This window comes from Pristimantibacillus sp. PTI5 (assembly GCF_048572955.1).
Taxonomy (GTDB): domain Bacteria; phylum Bacillota; class Bacilli; order Paenibacillales; family Paenibacillaceae; genus Pristimantibacillus.
In genome coordinates, this window is sequence record NZ_CP183886.1 from 2,277,080 (window position 1) to 2,290,989 (window position 13,910).

Annotated in this window: 12 protein-coding genes and 1 pseudogene; 3 read left to right on the top strand and 10 right to left on the bottom strand. The window is 48.0% G+C overall.

Annotation, left to right across the window (positions count from 1 at the left end):
* Positions 1-98: 98 nt before the first annotated feature.
* The gene (locus ACN6MW_RS10200) at positions 99-1,430 is read left to right on the top strand and encodes an ArsB/NhaD family transporter (RefSeq protein WP_419875363.1); all 1,332 of its coding nucleotides are present in this window, start codon (positions 99-101) and stop codon (positions 1,428-1,430) included.
* Between the two features lie 150 nt (positions 1,431-1,580).
* Here ACN6MW_RS10200 and ACN6MW_RS10205 read toward each other — a convergent pair whose 3' ends face one another.
* Positions 1,581-2,138 carry an NUDIX domain-containing protein gene (locus ACN6MW_RS10205; protein WP_419876318.1) on the bottom strand — a complete coding sequence of 186 codons (558 nt, stop codon included), beginning with the start codon at positions 2,136-2,138 and terminating at the stop codon, positions 1,581-1,583.
* Positions 2,139-2,342: 204 nt separating this feature from the next.
* On the opposite strand from ACN6MW_RS10205, the gene ACN6MW_RS10210 reads away from it, so the two are divergent.
* The gene (locus ACN6MW_RS10210) at positions 2,343-3,335 is read left to right on the top strand and encodes a lipoate--protein ligase (RefSeq protein WP_419875364.1); all 993 of its coding nucleotides are present in this window, start codon (positions 2,343-2,345) and stop codon (positions 3,333-3,335) included.
* Positions 3,336-3,431: 96 nt separating this feature from the next.
* Here ACN6MW_RS10210 and ACN6MW_RS10215 read toward each other — a convergent pair whose 3' ends face one another.
* From ACN6MW_RS10215 to ACN6MW_RS10240, 6 genes and pseudogenes are all read right to left on the bottom strand, one after another.
* A complete protein-coding gene (locus ACN6MW_RS10215) occupies positions 3,432-5,807 on the bottom strand; it encodes an EAL domain-containing protein (protein ID WP_419875365.1) in 2,376 nt (791 codons plus the stop codon).
* Positions 5,808-5,853: 46 nt separating this feature from the next.
* Positions 5,854-6,945, bottom strand: coding sequence for a GGDEF domain-containing protein (locus tag ACN6MW_RS10220; protein WP_419875366.1), 1,092 nt, complete (start codon positions 6,943-6,945; stop codon positions 5,854-5,856).
* The gene (locus ACN6MW_RS10225; RefSeq protein WP_419875367.1) at positions 6,917-7,831 is read right to left on the bottom strand and encodes a GGDEF domain-containing protein; all 915 of its coding nucleotides are present in this window, start codon (positions 7,829-7,831) and stop codon (positions 6,917-6,919) included. Before ACN6MW_RS10225 ends, ACN6MW_RS10220 begins: the two co-directional genes overlap by 29 nt.
* 490 nt (positions 7,832-8,321) lie before the next feature.
* Positions 8,322-9,281, bottom strand: a complete 960-nt coding sequence (locus ACN6MW_RS10230; RefSeq protein WP_419875368.1) for an alpha/beta fold hydrolase — start codon at positions 9,279-9,281, stop codon at positions 8,322-8,324.
* Between the two features lie 370 nt (positions 9,282-9,651).
* Positions 9,652-9,736 (bottom strand): annotated as a pseudogene (locus ACN6MW_RS10235) (DUF3934 family protein); the annotation flags it as partial.
* Between the two features lie 297 nt (positions 9,737-10,033).
* On the bottom strand, positions 10,034-10,228 hold the full coding sequence (locus ACN6MW_RS10240; RefSeq protein WP_419875369.1) for a hypothetical protein: 195 nt from the start codon (positions 10,226-10,228) through the stop codon (positions 10,034-10,036).
* 201 nt (positions 10,229-10,429) lie between these two features.
* Here ACN6MW_RS10240 and ACN6MW_RS10245 point away from each other — a divergent pair, with 201 nt between their 5' ends.
* Positions 10,430-10,603, top strand: a complete 174-nt coding sequence (locus ACN6MW_RS10245; RefSeq protein ID WP_419875370.1) for a hypothetical protein — start codon at positions 10,430-10,432, stop codon at positions 10,601-10,603.
* Between the two features lie 233 nt (positions 10,604-10,836).
* On the opposite strand, the gene ACN6MW_RS10250 is transcribed toward ACN6MW_RS10245, so the two are convergent.
* The 3 genes from ACN6MW_RS10250 to ACN6MW_RS10260 form a co-directional block, all read right to left on the bottom strand.
* Positions 10,837-11,826, bottom strand: a complete 990-nt coding sequence (locus ACN6MW_RS10250; RefSeq protein WP_419875371.1) for a Gfo/Idh/MocA family protein — start codon at positions 11,824-11,826, stop codon at positions 10,837-10,839.
* Positions 11,827-11,926: 100 nt separating this feature from the next.
* Positions 11,927-12,559, bottom strand: a complete 633-nt coding sequence (locus ACN6MW_RS10255) for a ThuA domain-containing protein (protein ID WP_419875372.1) — start codon at positions 12,557-12,559, stop codon at positions 11,927-11,929.
* Between the two features lie 96 nt (positions 12,560-12,655).
* The gene (locus ACN6MW_RS10260; protein WP_419875373.1) at positions 12,656-13,747 is read right to left on the bottom strand and encodes a low temperature requirement protein A; all 1,092 of its coding nucleotides are present in this window, start codon (positions 13,745-13,747) and stop codon (positions 12,656-12,658) included.
* Between the last annotated feature and the right edge of the window lie 163 nt (positions 13,748-13,910).

Below are 13,910 nucleotides of genomic sequence, written 5' to 3' on the forward strand. Positions count from 1 at the left end.
AGGCTGATAGCCTGCCGAATAGCCTTAAGCTCACTTTAGAAAAGGAGTGCTGTGCATAACAAACAAAAAGAGCCCCATCCTTGAAAAGAGGTTAAATCATGCAAGATCTAACGATCATAGTGACCATCTGCGCATTTCTGTTCACGCTCAGTTTTATCTTTTGGCGACCGCATGTCAATGAGGCGATACCCGCTACGATTGGCGCTGCCATCGTAATCCTCAGCGGCAGTGTCTCGCTGCAGGATCTCGGCCAAATTACGGAAACGATAAGCGGCGCCGCTGTCACCATTATCGCCACCATCGTCATGGCCATCGTCCTCGAAAGCTTTGGATTCTTCTATTGGGCGGCCGAGCTGCTCACCAAAAAAGCCCAAGGCTCCGGTATCCGCCTGTTTTGGCTGACGAACCTGTTTTGTTTTCTAATGACGCTCTTTGTCAACAACGACGGAAGCATCTTAATTACGACGCCGATCCTATTATTGCTGCTAAAAAATATGGGCCTCAAAAACAATCAAAAAATACCTTATCTGTTATCCGGCGCATTAATTGCTACGGCTTCCAGCGCGCCTATCGGCGTGAGTAATATCGTCAATCTCATCGCTTTAAAAATCGTTCACATGGATCTCTACATGCATACCGCCATGATGTTCGTACCGGCTTCGCTCGGGCTCCTTCTCTTGTCGCTCCTGCTATTTATAACCTTCTATCGCACGCTCCCGAAAAAACTGCCCCCTGTCGCCCGGTGGAGCCTTATGCCGGGAAGCCATCCGCTGCAGCAGCCGGTCTCCCAGGAAAACCGCAATCGTTTTATGATTAATATTCTTATCTTCGTTTTCTGCGTCCGCATCAGCCTGTTTATCGCTTCGTATGTCCACTTCTCCGTTCCTGCCATGGCTGTCATCGGATCTGCCCTTCTGCTCGGCTGGCGCTGGATCTACTTGAAAATTTCACCTGCCGATATGCTCAAAAAAACACCCTGGTATATTTTAATATTCGCCTTTAGCATGTATGTCATTATTTACGGCCTTAACAACATCGGCCTAACGGATTGGCTCATTCGACTCATGCAGCCTCTCGTCTCAGGCAGCCTCCTGCATGCCAGCGTATTAATGGGGATACTGCTAAGCTTTCTGTCCAATCTATTCAACAACCATCCCGCCCTCATGGTCGGAACACTGACTCTCATGAGCATGGGCCTTGATCCTTTAACTTTGAAAATCGCTTACCTAGCCAGTGTTATTGGCAGTGATATCGGTTCGCTCCTGCTGCCGATCGGCACGCTCGCCACCTTGATGTGGATGCATATCGTGCGGAAAGCAGGCGTTCAAATCACCTGGGGCCAATATATAAAGGTAACGGCATTCGTTATTCCCCTTACGCTTGTTTTTACGTTAGTCGTATTGTCCTTTTGGGTACACTGGATCTTTTAATTCAAGCGTAAACGGCTGTGCCGTCCGTCGCGGCAAAAGCTCGTTTCGCGGTGAAATATGAGCATCGTATAAGTTTAAAATTTATACTTTCTTATATTTAAAGAAAAGAGACCTTCCATATGGGAGGTCTCACGCATTTAGCCGTTCTTGTTATATTCGAAACAGTCCATAGCCAGCAAGCGGAACAACAGGGTCCGTGTCTACCCGCAGGCCTTCCGACCGTCCATGAAATGCGACATCCACGAGCCACTGCGTAAAGCTGGCGACGTCCATGGACTCAAGCTCCTCCAAGGAAAAAAAGCCGGCGGCATCGACCTCTACCTGATCCGGAACAGGCTCTCCGCCCACATATTCCATCTCAAATGCCACATAAAGATTATGTATGCTTCTAGGCTGATCGCGCAAAGCGACTATGTTTTTGACGATCGCCTGCACGCCGCATTCTTCGAATACCTCTCTTTGCACCGTATCTTGAATCGGTTCAAGCTGTTCGATGTACCCGCCCGGATTGGTCCATTTCCCTTTTCCCGGCTCCTGGGCTCTGCGAACGAGCAAGATTTTGCCATCCTTAACGACGAGCGCTCCCACTCCGATACTATAGTTGCCCCAATGAACGAAGCTGCAGCTCGTGCATGCTCTTCTCATCGTTCCGTCGACATCGCGGGTTTCAAGCTCATGACCGCATGCCATGCAATATTTAGCTTCCACCGTTTTCACCTCTGCATTAAGCTTTTGTCTCTTCAGATTATACGAATTATTTCGGCCGCTGCATAGAGCCGCCGCGTTCATAACGATGACCATTTAGCATTCCTGCGCAATCATTCGGTCGAACGCTTTTTCCCTTGGTTTGAAAGTCTGCTTCCCGTGCAGGTATAATGCCCTTATGAGCTTTCACATAGGAGGAACACGACCATGCGCTTTGTAAGCAATAACGGCATTACCGATCCGTCGCTTAATTTGGCTTTAGAGGAATATATATTGCGTTCATTGCCTGACAACGATGATTACCTGCTCTTCTATATTAATGAGCCGTCTATCATTATCGGCAAAAACCAGAACACCGTAGAAGAAATTAATTCGGATTACGTGGAGAAAAACGGCATTCACGTCGTTCGCCGGCTGTCGGGGGGCGGTGCCGTTTATCATGATTTAGGCAATTTGAATTTCAGCTTTATTAGGAAGGACGACGGAAAGTCCTTTCATAACTTCAAGAAGTTCACCGAGCCTGTGGTCCGCGCGCTCCAAGAGCTCGGCGTCGCCGCCGAAATGACTGGCCGCAACGATCTTCAGGTCGGCGAGCGAAAAATATCCGGCAACGCGCAGTTCTCGACGCGGGGCAAGATGTTCAGCCACGGAACGCTGCTGTTTGATTCCGAAATCGAGAACGTCGTCTCCGCGCTCAAGGTTAACGCAGAGAAGTACGTGTCTAAATCAACGAAGTCCATCCGCAGCCGCGTAGCGAATATCGCGGAGTTTTTGAAGGAGCCCCTGACTATCGAGCAGTTTCGGGAAAAGCTGCTTCAGTCCATCTTCGGCCAGGCGGAACAAATTCCGTTCTATGAGCTCACCGCTGAAGACTGGGTAAAGGTACGGAAGCTTGCAGATGAGCGCTACCGCAGCTGGGAATGGAACTTTGGCCGGTCGCCTGCCTTTAACGTGCAGCAGAAAAAGCGGATCGAGGGCGCGGGAACGTTTGATGTCCGTCTTCAGGTGGAAGAAGGGCTGATCGCTGGCGCCGTCATTTACGGCGATTTCTTCGGACGAGGCGACAGCAGTGAGGTTGCGAGTAAGCTCATCGGCACACGTTATGAAGCCTCCGCGCTGAAGCAGCTCATCGCCGGAATTGATTTGCCGTTTTATTTCGGCACGGTAACGGAAGAGGATTGGCTGGGGCTGCTTATATAACCATGACGCAAATGCCCCTTGAGCAGGCTGCTCAAGGGGCATTTTAGCGTTCACACTCCAGAGCATTCCGCCTGTGTTCGTTGATATTTATCCCTGTTACTTCTTTATATGAAATGTAAGCAATGTATTAAATTCGGTCAGCGGGAGCGGTTTGTGATAATAAAAGCCCTGCGCCTTGTCGCAGCCCAGACGCTTCAGCTGCTCCCATTGGTCCAGCGTCTCCACGCCTTCGGCCACGACCTGCTTCCGCAGGTCATGCCCCATGGATACAATCGTCTTCACGATCGAAAGCCCGCCTTGATAAGCATCCATGTCATTTATAAAAGAACGGTCGATTTTTATGATTGCGATAGGCAGCTGTCTTAAAACGCTCAACGAGGAATACCCCGTTCCAAAATCGTCAATGGCGATGTGAATGCCTAACGCAACAAGCTCATCCAGCATCTTTCTAGCCACATTCAAATTGTTGACGACCATACTCTCGGTGATTTCCAAGCATAACCGATCGGGCACCAAGCCGCTTGAACGTAAAATATCCTGTACCTTGTTCACGAAATCCGGCTGCATGAACTGTCTGGAAGAGACATTGACCGACAGCATAAAATCATCCCAGCCTTGCTCCTGCCAAAGCCTCCCTTGCTGGCAGGCCTCCGCAATGACCCATTGCCCGATTTCATTGATTAATCCCGTCTGCTCCGCAAGGGTAATAAATTCGCCGGGATGCACCATGCCAAGCTCAGTCGATTGCCAGCGAATGAGCGCTTCCGCCCCGATTAAACGCCCCGTAGCCAAATCGACCTGCGGCTGATAATAGAGTACGAACTCCTTGCGCTTCAAGGCTTGGCGAAGATGCTTCTCCAGCCTCACATCCCGCTGCACCAACGCGATCATCTCATTCGTATACAGACGGTATTGGTTGCCCCCGCTGTGCTTCGCATTGTACATCGCGATGTCCGCGCGCTTGATAAGGCCGTCAGAGCTGTCGTCATCGAAGGGATGAACGCTTATTCCGATGCTTCCGCCCAAATAAAAATCTTGTCCTTGCAGCGTGATCGGCAGCTGAAAGGCTTGATGGATATTTTCCGCCAGCGAGACGATTTCATCATATTCATCCGCTTTCTTGATCAAAATAATAAATTCATCGCCGCCAAGACGGGCTACCAGATGCCGCTCATCCACCGTGTTTTGCAGACGCGCGGCAATCTCATTCAAAGCCTCGTCCCCATATTGATGGCCGAGCGTGTCGTTAATCAGCTTAAAGCGGTCCAAATCAATGAGCATGACGCCCAGCAACGCCTTTGATGATTTCACCTCTTCTAACGAAGCTTCCAGCTCTTTATTGAAATGGAAGCGGTTAGGCAGCTTAGTCAACGTATCGTGATGTGCCAAAAAATGAACGAGACGCGCTTCTTCTTTCTGCTGCGTAATGTCCCGTATAACCGCAAGCACAAATAATTCCTCGCCTTCGGCCATGCTCTCCGTATCGATCAGAATGTTGCGTTTCTGCCCCTGCCGATTCATAATCGTCAGCTCGCGGTTGCGCCAGGCCGACTTTGGAAAGGACGATGCGTAAGCCTTCTTGAGGCTGTCACGCTCGCCTAAGACGATAAACTCGGAAAATGCCCGGTTGTGGACCTCATCCTCCCGCTGGCAGCCAAGTACTTGGAGCGCACCGGGGTTAGCTTCCTTAATCATCATATTTTTATCAAGCATTATAATGGCTGTCGGAGAGAATTGATAAAGCAGCTCATACTTTTTTTTCGCGGAAGGCAAAATATCATATTTCATATAGATACGGAGCGATATCCCCCAAATAATCGTCGCCAAAAAAACAATCGAATCCGGAATATATAGATAGGAAGAGAGCACAAAAACCAGGACCAGCACAAAGATCGTCGCCAGCTGGTAATACAAATCCGCTTTAAACAGCACCATCCACTTTTTGCGCTCAGCGACGCTTTTCGCTTTTTTGGCGGCTGTCAGACAAATGATCACATTCAAAATGGTGAACAAGGCCAAAAAACCATACATAAAATACATGGCCGGGGCAAAAACAGCCTGCTTCCACAGCTCCTGCGTTCGCACGCCTAGAAACAAAAACGATTCTCCTTTTAGGAATAGAAAGAGAAAATAAAGGAACAGCGGAGCGAAAGCAATGCCTATACTCCTTGCCTCGGAGAATCGGTGATAGCTTCTCGCTGCCGTGAGATGGAACCAAAGGCTGACTCCCGCAGAAGCGATAGACGCCGGATAAACCAGATAGGCAGCAATCGTCAGGGTGTACTCTGCGGATAACAGCTGCAGTAGATATTGAAAGAAAATCATGAGCGCGAGCATGCAGGTCGTTAGCGAGGCAAGGCGATTCTCGGCATGCTTCGCATTTCGCCTAATAATAACTAACGAAGTGTCAATCATATACACGACTGGCAAGATAAACAATAGCAGAAGCAGTATGGATAGATTATCGCTCATATCATGTTGCCACCTCGCTTGTATAAATGAAAAAGGATAGTCGCTCTCACCAGGAAATCCTATTTTTACCGTTGCGTTTGGCCGAATAAAGCGCCTCATCCGCTAATTGAAATAGAACATCGCGGGACTCGTTATCTTGGTGCGTATGGCAGCCTATGCTTATGGTTACTTTACGGCCTTCCATCTCCGGGAACTGCAGCTGTTCGGTTTCGGCGAGCAGCCGTTCTAGGCATTCCACCACCGCTTTGGCGTTCATTCTCGTGAAAATAACCGTAAATTCCTCTCCGCCATAGCGCGATGGCGAGCCGCCCTCCTGCGTGCAGCCCCTTACCAGCTTTCCTACTTTGCGAAGTACGGTATCCCCGACTGCGTGGCCATATGTATCGTTAACCGATTTGAAATTATCAATATCAATAATCGCAAGATGCAGCGGACGTCCCTCTTCATCGGCAAGACTGGTCCGCAGCTGTTCTTGGAATGTCTTATGGTTAGCTAACCCGGTAAGAGCATCCATGCTCGATGCTTCTTGGACAGCTTGCTGCATTATGCGATGCTTCTTCTCGTTGCGGAGAGCATTCTTCTCGTCCTTCATCATTTGCAGCCCACGGTTTACGATACCGAGCGCGGCAAGCGTGACGACGATGAGGAAGGAAAAGCCTACGGCCTTTTGGTAGATGGGAACCCCGTAGCGGTATTCCGGCACAAGGTTTAGAACGATCAGATAGGTTATCATCGTACTAAAGCAGGAGAATAAAACCTTGCCATAGTTAAAGTGTAAAATCGATACAAGGATCGGTAATATCATCACGATCTGCGTACCCTGAACCTCCGGTGAGGATAAGCCGAGCGTAATCGCGCCAAAGCAGGATCCCAGCGTAATAATGATGTAATCCTGCAGCCTGCTTTTTAATCGGTATATGAGTTCGGCGGTAAGCAGGATCCCGAGAATCAGACTATTCCTAATCACCACCTGCTTCTCAAAAAATGGCTTCGTATCGATGGACTGGTCGTTCGCCACCATGGCCCATGTCGTCAAAACCGCTAGTGCGGATACGAGGCTGATCCCCCAATAAGTCCGTCTCATTAGCTTGTTCCAGCTTGAGAGATGTTCAGGAGCATTGAATAATTTCCGGAGCACTCGAAGCCCTCCTTCCAAGCGGTGAAACGACCTGGTTTTTGCCGGCACGCTTCGCTTCGTACAAATAACCGTCTGCCTGCTTAAACAAGGTTTCTTTGCCAAGCCCTTTAGTATAATCCGCCATTCCGATGCTGATCGTCACGCTTTGATGATCAAGCTCCGGAAAGACGGTCGATGCGAGGCGCTCCCGGATTTGCTCTAACAACTCATGGCTCTGCTTGATCGTTTTTCCCGTCAATAACAAGACAAACTCTTCCCCGCCATACCTGGCGGCCACATCTTCGCTGGAAATCGATGACTTTAGAAGCAAAGCCGTCTCTTGCAGTACGATGTCCCCGACATGATGACCGAATCGATCGTTGATGCCTTTAAAATTATCGATATCAAGTGCGGCGAGCTGCAGCGGCATATCATATGCATCATGCTGGCCCGTAAGCGCGGTTAAGTATTCCTGGTAAGTAATATGGTTATAAAGATTCGTTAAGTGATCGTATTTGGAGGCATTTTGGGTGGCAACGGAATCTACGAACGCGTCGATCTCGGAGCTTACGGCCCGCTCCAGCGATTGCTGCAGTTCATTCCCTCGTTTCAAAATGGCAAGCCCAATGACACCGCTTCCGATAATCATGCCGGTTACCGCTATTAAATCATATCGGTTGACTTGATCCCTTAGCGTATCCACACAGGCCAGAAGCGCGAAATAACTTCCGAGGGTGAGCAGCATCACGAACCGTAAACGCCGCTTGCTGAAATAAAACAAAGAAACAATGATTGGAATCTCGAGACTCATATAAAGTCCTTGAATATCTTTTCCGAAGGCAAACATAATCACCAGCGCAAACACGTAGCCCATCGTTATTAGCACATAATCGAAATACTGTTTCATAAAGCGGAATAAACCTTCAGCCAACAAGAGAGAGACAACCAAATAGGCAGCAGCCTTCAAATACCCCGAAGGAACTAACGGGCCTTCCGTCCAAACCTCCGACCCGAATGTGATAAGATGTATGCTTTCGGCTAATACCAGAACAAGAATGGAAAGCAGCCAATAAAAGTAGAGAACCCAACGATTCCATGATAGATTATTCTTGTAACGGGTCAGCGCCAGCGTGAGTCACCACTTTGCAGTTAATAGGATCAGTTTTGCGTTTCACATTTTTATCCATGCTGTAAGACCATTATAGTGCTTATATATCGACAGGACAATCAATTATCCGATATTCTCTAGTATTGCAGACCCAAGAAAACTGTCGAAATTCGACGCATGATACGACTTTTCTCCTAATCGGACAAGAAAAAGAACGATGAAACAGAAACTATCTCTGCTTAATCGTCCTTCTTTTCACGCATCTATTCGTTTCCGCTATGACAACCGCTTAATCCTTCAAGAAAAACTGCATCGTCATGTCTGAAAAACCAGGCAAATCCTCATGCCCGAAATCCGGATAAATCTCCATGCGCTTCGCAGCCGTTATTTTATTGTAAACCGCAAACTGCGTGGATGGCGGGCAGATAGTATCCATTAAGCCCGTTGCAAACAAAACCTCTCCGCGAATACGCGATGCCAAAAACTGAATGTCGATATAACCCAGCTTCGTAAAAATCTCATCTTCCCGCTTATGCTGCGGATCGAAATGCCGGAAGAAGGTACGCAGCTCCGCGTAAGCATCCTTAGCCAAATCCATTTGCCATACGCGGCGATAGTCGCTCAAAAATGGAAAAACAGGCGCGAGCTTCTTAATTCTTGGTTCAAGCGCCGCGCAGGCCAGCGTCAGGGCTCCGCCCTGTGAGCCGCCCATCGCCATCACGCGCTCCGGATCAACCTCGGGCATCTGCATGGCAATGCCTGCAAGCTGCGCGGTATCGAGGAAGATATGGCGGAATAACAGCTGGTCGGGATGATCATTCAAACCGCGAATAATATGTCCTTGCTGCGTCGTTCCTTTGACACCGCCGGTGTCCTCCGAGGAGCCCCCCTGACCTCGGCAATCCAATGAAAAGAAGGAGTATCCGAGAGCGGCATACCCCAGCTTATCCTGCCACTGGCCGGAATGGCCCGAGTACCCGTGAAATTGCAAAACGGCAGGATGCGGCTCCGTAACGTTTTTGGGCTTTATGTATTTTGCGTGGATCCGCGCGCCTCGTACTCCCGTGAAGTATAAATCGAAGCACTCCGCATACGGTACCTGAAAGCTGCTCGGCACCAGCTCGATTTGCGGATCTACCGTTTTCATCTCGGCAAGCGCCCTCTCCCAGTACGCATCGAAGTCAGCTGGGCGCGGACTTATTCCCTCATAGCTTCTTAATTGCTCCAAAGACATGTCAACTAACGGCATTTCGACTACCTCCTATGAATATCGAATAAGAATAGGCCATGCTCTCGCTCTTGAAAGCGTTATTTTTATTTTAATCGATAGACAGCATAATGGAATAGCCAATCGCCGTTTTTCACCCGAAAACAAAAAAAAGCCCGTACGCTTCGCCTTTCAGCGAAATGCGGGCTTTCTCATTTACTCCGACCATCGAGGCTTATCCTCTATTTCGTCGTATTTCGGCCTTTGGCTGCGCTGCCGCCTTTAAATGCAGTGCTGCCTTTCGTCATGTTTGCGCTTCTCGCGTTTGGCGTGCCGCCCGCTTCGGCTTTGCCTTTCTCTCCCTCAGCGCCTTTAGCGCCTTGGTTTCGGCCAAATACCTTTTTCGCTAATTTCTTCTTTTCTCCGGCCTGCCAGCGGTTCCAGCCCTTTTTATCCGTTCCTCTTCCCGTTCCGCCCTTGCCCTTTGCACTGCTCATATCATCACTCCATCATGTCTTCTATCCGAGTTAAACTTCATAAAATGCAGTCGAAGCATCTATCAGAATCTTATTCCTCGCAATCATTATTTATCAGTATACCATTAAACTAACGCTTGGATTCTTAAGACGGCTTTTAAATTTGAAATACTCCCCCGTAAGCGCTGCTTGGCGCCTCTGGTTTCGATGCACAGGCGCAGCCAAAAAAGGATCCTGCATGTGATTAAAACTAAGCGCTCGTTAGTTTTAATCACATGCAGGATCCTGGAAACTTTTGCTTATGTTCAACATAGACTCTCAATAAGCATGAACCGTATTACTCATTATTTTACATACGATGCTTTTATGGCGCTCAGCCCTTGCAATGATTTCTTTTAAGGCGGTTAAGGTTTCTCTTGCATGCACTAAATAGTACTCATCGCCAAAAAGCATGTACAGTCGCATATAATCATTATATTCATCCAGCCATTCATTGAAGTAAGAAGAGGTCATTCCCATCACTCCCTTATTTCGATTATAAATCACGAACCTTAATCTTTCATGAGAATAATATGAAGAAAAGCTTAGACAATCTAGCGATTCACTACTTATAGTATATTTCTAAATTTTCAGAATATTCCCTAAATACTTTACACACCCTTAATAATTCCCTGCTATGATGTGGGTAATCAATCAGAATGGGAGGAAAGCACAATGGGAGCTATCGTCTTCGTCATTCTTATCCTTTTCATCATTTTAGCCGTCATAAAAGCGATTACAACACCTGGTGACCGCAAAAGAAACAGTCATCACGGCGGTGATTCGTCAGCTGGAGATAGCGGCTGCGACAGCGGAGGAGATTCGGGCTGCGGCGGAGGCGGTGATTAACCGCGAATCCGTTTGATTATTCTCCTCCTTCTATTAAATAGGAAAAAAGAATAAATATAAAGAGAAATTTCAGTAGTAATTGTTTCCTATTTTATTACATAGAATACTTAAGATTAGCAAGTATGGGAATTCGTCTCTTTTTCTACTTACCTATTACTGCAAATCGAATAGGAGCTGTCTTCCAAGGTGTTTCACCCTGGAAGACAGCTCCTATTTATTTCGGATTATATCCCTTATTGGTCAGCAGGATAACGCAAGCCCCACTGCTTTCTGATGGTATCGAGCGTAGTCATAATCGCAAGCGTCTCATCTAATGGAATAACGGAGCTTTCCAGCCTGCCCTCGCGCAGCGCATTCATCGCTTCTTCGGCTTCGAATGCATAACCCTCGGCTTCGCGGTCATCCACGTAGGATTCGGCATCCGTATTCTTCACGTGAAGGCTGGCCGATTTGCCAAACAAGAAGTTCGGAGCATGTATATACCCTTTTGTCCCGTAAATGTAGGCATCGCTGACCATCCCGAGCTGGACCGCTCCATTCAGCGCCGCGGCACGTCCGCCTTCATATTCAAATAACAGCGAAAATTGCTCGTCCACGCCTGTTTCGCCAATTCGGGCACTGCTCATTATTTTTGTTGGAGCCTCGCCATAGATTAAGGAAGCAAAGGAGACCGGATAAATTCCCGCATCCAGAAGCGCCCCGCCGCCAAGCGCAGGATCAAGCAGCCGGCTCTCCGGCGCCCATCCGATATCGAAGCCGAAGTCGGCTTTGACCAATCGCACCTCGCCAATTTTATCCGCCGCGATCCATTCCATTATTTTGCGGATCGGCGGCAAAAACCGCGTCCACATCGCTTCCATAAGGAAGACCTTTTTCTCCCTGGCCAAATCAATGATTTCCTTCGCTTCAGCCGCGTTCATCGTGAACGGCTTCTCGCAAAGCACGGCTTTGCCGGCGCGCAATAAAGCAAGCACATTTTCTTTATGTATCGGATGCAAGGTTCCTACATATACAATATCGACATCTGCGTCTTGGGCCAGCTCATCTACGCTGCCGTACGCACGGGGAATGTTGAACTCTTTGGCAAAACGTTCAGACTTCTCCAAGCTTCTTCCGCCTACCGCAATGAGCTCGGCGCCTTTAGCAAAAGCCAAGTCTTTAGCAAATTTCGATGAAATCCAGCCTGGGCCCAAAATTCCCCATTTAACCGTTTGTAGAGACATTACTCCATTCACTCCTCAGAATAAAATAATAAAATAATGCAGTTTAACATATCTTTATCCTTAATTATACAGTTGAACAAAGCAAGAAAGCGAATTCATATTAAGCCTTGCCGACCCAATGGAGCGCATTCTGTATGGCTGCTTGGTATTCCTGCTGCTGCAGTACAGGCAGAAAATGTCCTGGCGTAAGCACGCATACCCGGCCTTTGCCCTGCTCTCTCCGCCACCCCGCCGGCTGCGTGCCGTGCTCCGACCCGGAAGTCATGAATACTTGAATGCGTTCATCCGTAACCTCCATAAAATAATGCTCGTCATGCACGGAGAAACCTTCCTGCACTTCCGCGAGGCCAAACGCTTTATCCGTATAAGCAATCTTCACGGGACAAGCCTCCGGATGATGCTGGAATACGCCCCCAACAAGCTCGAAGAATATGGGCTGATCCCGGTAGCCCACCGTTCCGGCATGCAGAACGAGCAGTCCCTTCCCGCCCTCGACATAGCGCCGGAACTGCTGCTGGATTTCCTCTGTCAGCCATGGCGTTTTATCCGAGGCCGAAATTTGATTTGATTTGGCAAGCACTACAGCATCCTGCTGCTCCATCCATGCTGGCGACCACTCGGACGCATGATGGATATATTGAAAGCTAAAGCCAAGCTCGCTTAGAGGCTCCAATCCTGCTTTTATGAGCGTTCCCGGGTGCCAATAATCATCGCAAATCACGCCAATCTTCATCCTTATCGTTCCTCGTTTCTATGATATGTTTCTTCAAATTATAAACGTTTTCAGAGCATATATCCTCCTTTTCCTTGGAAAACAATGGCTGTCCCCTTATCGGTGCGTTGCTTTGGCAAAGACGATAAAGAAAAGCATGATTTCGCCCAGAATGACATGAGGAGAGGCCGTGATGAATAAATCTAAAGCAAACAACGCGCCCAACAATCCCAATAGCGAAAGAATAACGCTGAGCTTTGGCCTAAGATGCTCGAAGCGGTAGGCATACAGGACGAACATAACCGACCCGAAATATAAAAGCACGGATCCGAAAATAAAGCCAAGCATAAAGAAATATTCGAGCTGGTTCAGAAACAAGAGCTGAATGGAAGCCGCAATCATGCTAAGCGATAAATAGATGAACAGATGCCCGTACATAATGGTCTGCCCTGCCGTCCGCTTCGCTTTGTCCACATTCTTCTCCACGTTCTCGAAATACTGCCACCAGATTCCGATTACTAATACGAAAGCCATTGCAGCAAACAAAATGGAGGACACCGTTAATTCATCGGACTGCAGCACGGAAAGCATGCTGATTACGGATTCGCCAAGCAAAATCAATGTAAAGAGAGCGAATCTCTCTAATAGATGAGCCGTATGCACAGGCGTTTTTACCAAATGCTTTCGCCCGATCAAGGGAACGAGGATATCAACGGCAATGCCCGCATACAAAATGGCATAGCGAATCCACGAATCAAAGAAGAGTGAGAAAGCCGAAATGGCAATGCCGAGCCAGAAATAGGTTCCAAAGAAACGCGCAGTGTCCCTTCTGCCCCCTACTTCTACTTTTTGCGTAATCACATACTGCACGGCAGTTAACACCCGGGAGCCGATATACCCGACAAAGAAAGGAATATAATAAGCATCAAAGTCCACGTTTAAGCTGGCTGTCATAATTAATACAAAAAACAATTGAAGGATCATGAATACCCGATGCGAAGAAAGGTCACGGCCAAAACGATTATTATATACCGTTTGCCCGACCCACGCCCACCAGATCGGAATGAAAATGAGAACGAATTTGGACAGATGCTCCACCGAAATGGTTCCATGCTCGACATGCAATAAAACATGCGTGGCTTTCGAGATCGCAGCAACAAATAATAAATCATAAAACAGCTCCAGCCAGGTTACCTTTTTCTCATGCATTGGTTCACGGGCTCCTCTCAGTGATCGCGCTTGGAATCCAGGTCAATCGACTTGGCTGCCAGCGCGGTTATTATCTCTAATTTAAATATCTTAAATTAAAGATAATGGAATTAATACTTATTGTCAAGTATTTTTTGGGAATATTGGTTTAGTTCGAGCAGCG